Source organism: Phocaeicola sp., assembly GCF_048170425.1.
Lineage (GTDB): Bacteria > Bacteroidota > Bacteroidia > Bacteroidales > Bacteroidaceae > Phocaeicola.
Genome location: NZ_DBEXBB010000038.1, coordinates 1 through 4,713, shown reverse-complemented (window position 1 = coordinate 4,713; position 4,713 = coordinate 1). Strand labels below are relative to the sequence as shown.

Below are 4,713 nucleotides of genomic sequence, written 5' to 3'. Positions count from 1 at the left end.
GAGACAGAACAGGCCATCCCATGGCATCATACAATTCATCATTAAGTCCTGTAGGGCGTAAATAGTCTTCGCGAGTAAAACGCATCGTATAATTCATTTGCAACCAATCAGCAATTTTCGAAGATATTTTAGCCGTTCCATTGTATCTGTCAAGACCATCATTCGCAAGATTCATGAATCCTCCCTGCCCTAAGTAATTCAAGCTTACATAATAGTTCAGCTTCTCACTACCACCACTTACACTCAGATTATGTTCTTGAGAGAACGTCCAAGTTTTAAAGATAGTAGAAAACCAATCCACATCGTCAATACCTTCGGCAAATCCATCCTCCCAATATCCATCTTCTTTAGCAGGTATACCATACAAAATAGTTCCGTCATCTGTAATACGGGTTCCTGGGCCATAAGGTTTTGCATTACGGAATGCCACAATCTTATCCATACGTTCTTTAGAAAAATAAATTCCACCTCCACCATTGGTGTTGGCATCGTTCACCCAGCTACCAAAATCCACAGAATTCATTGAATGAGTCATGCGAATAGGAGTAGCCCATCTAAAACTATTGTTATAATTAAATCGTGTTTTGCCCCCTGTAGAACCTGATTTAGTAGTTACCAAAATCACCCCAAAAGGAGCACGCGAACCATAAATAGAAGAAGCAGCCGCATCCTTCAATACAGATATGCTCGCAATATCCTGTGGATTTAAAGAATTCAAATCACCTTCCATTCCATCAATCAAAACTAAAGGACTACCACTTGATCCTTCACCAATTGTAGAGATACCACGTATATTTATACTCGGTGTATTATTTAAATCACCACTAGACTGTGTAATCTGCAATCCCGGAACGATCCCCTGTAACGCCTGAGAAGCATTAGTAACCGGTCTGTTTCGTAATTCCTTGTCATCAACCACACTTACAGATCCGGTCAGGTTTACTTTTTTCTGCGTTCCGAATCCAACCACCACAACTTCATCCATCACTTCAGTATCTTCTTTCAAAATAATGGCAAGTGGTTCCGACTTAATTTGAGAAGATGTAAATTCCTGGCTTTTATATCCAATATAACTAATAGACAATGTAGCATTCTCTGAGAGTTCTAACGTATATTTACCGTCAAAATCAGTTACAGTACCATTGGTAGTACCTTTTTCAATCACAGTAGCTCCAATAATAGGCTCACCACTCGTATCTTTCACGACTCCAATCACTGTCTTCTTTTTTCCTGAAGTTGGTTGTTGTTGATTCGCTTTCTTTACAACAATATTTTTATCCTGAATTTCATACGACACATTTTGTCCCTTCAAAATCTGGGCCACAGCATCTTTCAATTGACTGGCATCAACAGAGACCATACGATCTGTGTCCAAATCTCCAGCTATATAAACAAAAGAATAACCACTCTTGGTTTGTAATTCAACTATTGCTTTTTTTACCGGAACATTGTTCATTTTTAATGATATACTTTGCGAGTATATGCCCAAATTAAGGCATAGCAAAGCCCCGGCCATTAACAAGGCTTTTTTCCTGTAATTCATAAACTTAAGATTTTAAGATTAAAAACTTCTAATAAAAGACGTTTACAGGGAAGGTTTTAGTACTTTTGCCATATCCCTTAGGAAAACATCTTAAAACTAGTGAGTTAGAAAGAACTAAGGTATGCCGGAGGAACTTCCCCTTCTTCCGGCTTTTTTATGTTCCTTCACCAAATGCCAATCAGGTATCCACTTTCTGCATAATTTTAAGGTTTTAGTGTGTTTAACAATTAGTTAATATAAGGTTATTTCCCGGTTTTTCTGCGTATAGCGTACTTTTCCAGTCTTTTCTAATGCTTGTAATATGTCTTTAATATTTTGTTCCCCTCGAATAAAGCTTCCATAAAAGCAGAAGTCACGAAGAGAATCTGTAGCAAAAGTTATATGTACATCATAACTTCTTTCCAGAATCTTCACCACTTCCGGCAATGGCATTTCATCAAAGAACAGCTTGCCGGAAGTCCAATCCAAAGTATTTTTCACTTTCATAAATTCCTTTTTCATACGCCCTCCCGTCTTATCCAACGTAACCTGCTCATCCGGAAGCAAAATCATCTCTGCTTCTGCTAGCAAGCGATTATCCAATGCTACTCTTCCCTACAACAAAGAAACGACTGCTTCTTCATCATTCGGATAATCCCGGAAATTAAACTTGGTACCTAACACTCTGACCGACAAGGAAGGAGTCTGCACATGAAACGGAAGTTTCTCATTACGCTCTACCTCGAAATATCCTTCTCCACTCAACTCTACTTTACGATTATCTACTCCAAAGTCCTGCGGATAGACCAGACGGGAACCGGCATTCAGCACCACCAATGTGCCATCGGGCAAACGAAGACGTGTCTGTGCACCGAGAGGGGCTTCTACTTCTACCTGAGTTAACGCACTCTTCAGGTCATTTTCTCCCTGGCGGTAAGAGAGGAAGGAAATAAATCCCACCAATAACACTGCTGCTGCATATTTATAGATTGTCCTCCAGCCAAAAACTTTCTGGGCTTGTTTCTGAGGCGTACTTGCCGCTACCCGTTTCCGAAAGGTTTCAAAAGCACGGTCTGCATCGTAGCGCGTACGTTCTTCCTCCTGTACAGCAGAAAACCAGATTTCCTGCCGCTGCATGAAATAACGTCGGTTTTCTTCGGAACTAGCAATCCACGCATCCAGTTCTTCACGTGCTTCCTTGCTCAGACTTTTACTCAGAAAAGCGGCAATCAGTTCGTCAATATGTGAATTTCTTTCTTCCATTTTCAGGGTTTCTATAAGTGAGACGAAATTTTCGCCTGAGCGGGTAGGCGAAAAACGTAATTTTTTTACTTGAAAGTCGAAAAAAATAGAATCAGGATAATCAGGTACTTCCCGAGTTCTGAATGAAGAGATGATAATGCGCTCTTTATGTGATACTTGACTGTATTCACAGAAATATTCAGCTCTGTAGCGATTTCTTCGTATTTTTTCCCCTCGAAACGACTTTTGATAAAAACTTTCCGGCAGACTTCCGGCAAATTCCGGATGGCATGATGAATTTCTTCCTCCAGTTCATGTTCCAGCAAACTTCCCAGAGGATAATCGTCAGAGAGCAGATAACGCATCTCTCCTTCTTCCGGAATAGAAAAAAAAGCCACTTCCGTACGCTCCTTCTTGGAGGACAGGTAATCCATGCAGTGATTCCGCACGGCACGCACTAAGTAACTGCGCAAGGAAACTTGAATGTCGAGTGTCTCATGTACCTCCCACAGATGAAAAATCACGTCGCCTACCAGCGTTTCGGCCAGAAAATCATCTCCCACATATTCACGGGCTATGTGACACAACAAGGCATAATGATGACTGTAGAGGTATTTATAGGCCTCTTCATTCCCTCGTTTCAGTTGTTCTATGATGATTCGTTCCGTGATTTCCATCTGTTATTGTAGCGTAGTTTCAGATTATTCAAACATTTTCCGATAATAGGAGGCCTTATCTTTTATTTGTTTCCATTGTTCAATCCCATTGATAGAGGAAGAATGCACTCGCTCATAAAATGCAATTTCCTCCTGAAGCGGGCGGAAATCATTTTGCATCAGTGACAGGTTCAGGGCTTTTTCGATTCGGGCAAAACCATACATCAGAGAATCCTGTGCTACCTGCTGAATTTTTATCGTATAGGCAGAATCCGCTCGCAAGAAATCTTTTCGGGCTGTGAGTGTGTCTCCCTTATAATCTTCGAGTACGGCTTTCAGGTGCAGCAAATCGGACGACATGGAATCGCTCATGCGCGCATCCATCTCACGCAACAAATCCAGCACTTCCTCCAAATGCCAGCTCTGAAACAAATAACGGTATTTCAATAAATAAACCTGCTTGTCAGGACATAAAGCCAACGCACTGTCCAATTTCTGACGGATGAGTGAATCATGAATACATACTCGCGGATGTAACTTATCAATCGGCTTATTCCAAAACGAAGAATCGCTTTGCATCAAGCTGTCTGCTTCCAACATCAGCTCACGTGCAATTTTCTGTATATCAGGTTTATCATCTGACTTTTTATGCAGACAAGCGGAAACTATTCCTGCCACGCATCCAGCCATCAAAAAAAGCCTTGCATCCATAGTCTAAAGATTGGTTTTACGCAAAGTTAATTTTTTTCATTTACACCAAACATAAAAATGCAAAAGAATACCCAACAAACAATCTGCTTTTTTATCTGGATTTCTCCTTAACAGTTTCTTCATTTTGTTCTTTTCCAAACTACGTTTCCCACACCGGAAACCTTCGTTTAGCACGAGAAGAACCTACATTTCTGCACTGAGAAACATAAGTTTCCGAGAAGGGAAACATAAAATGTAACCAATAGTTACCCTATTATTCCTGCATGGTTTTCAGCTCATATAGAAACAATCATTTTTAAGGCTTCTTTTTACTACCGCCGGTACGCCGGCTGCCAGAGAATCATCAGGAATATCTTTGGTTACAACACTGCCTGCCGCAATGATGCAGCGATTGCCAATGGTTACTCCCGGACATACTACCACATTTCCACCCAGCCAGCAGTCCTCACCTATCGTAATGGGATAGGCGGTTTCTTTTTTCTCACGACGCTCCACATAATCCATGGGGTGCTGAGGAGTATAGAACTGGCAGTGGGGACCTATCAGGGTGTGTTTCCCGATACGGATATAGCCTCCGTCGAG

Annotated in this window: 6 protein-coding genes; all 6 read right to left on the bottom strand. The window is 41.1% G+C overall.

What is annotated here, in order from left to right; all coding sequences use genetic code 11:
• A partial coding sequence (locus ACMJ0U_RS01490) for a SusC/RagA family TonB-linked outer membrane protein (protein WP_417127712.1) occupies positions 1 to 1,543 on the bottom strand: 1,543 nt, incomplete at its 3' end.
• Positions 1,544 to 1,774: 231 nt separating this feature from the next.
• Positions 1,775 to 2,113, bottom strand: coding sequence for a FecR family protein (locus tag ACMJ0U_RS01485; protein WP_417127710.1), 339 nt, complete (start codon positions 2,111 to 2,113; stop codon positions 1,775 to 1,777).
• Between the two features lie 24 nt (positions 2,114 to 2,137).
• Complete coding sequence (locus ACMJ0U_RS01480; protein ID WP_417127709.1) at positions 2,138 to 2,785, bottom strand: FecR domain-containing protein; 648 nt, start codon at positions 2,783 to 2,785, stop codon at positions 2,138 to 2,140.
• Between the two features lie 65 nt (positions 2,786 to 2,850).
• Positions 2,851 to 3,441, bottom strand: coding sequence for an RNA polymerase sigma-70 factor (locus ACMJ0U_RS01475; RefSeq protein ID WP_417127707.1), 591 nt, complete (start codon positions 3,439 to 3,441; stop codon positions 2,851 to 2,853).
• Positions 3,442 to 3,465: 24 nt separating this feature from the next.
• Positions 3,466 to 4,131: a hypothetical protein gene (locus ACMJ0U_RS01470; protein ID WP_417127706.1), complete on the bottom strand. Its 666-nt coding sequence runs from the start codon at positions 4,129 to 4,131 to the stop codon at positions 3,466 to 3,468.
• 270 nt (positions 4,132 to 4,401) lie between these two features.
• The coding region (locus tag ACMJ0U_RS01465) for a DapH/DapD/GlmU-related protein (protein ID WP_417127704.1) at positions 4,402 to 4,713 on the bottom strand (312 nt) is incomplete at its 5' end.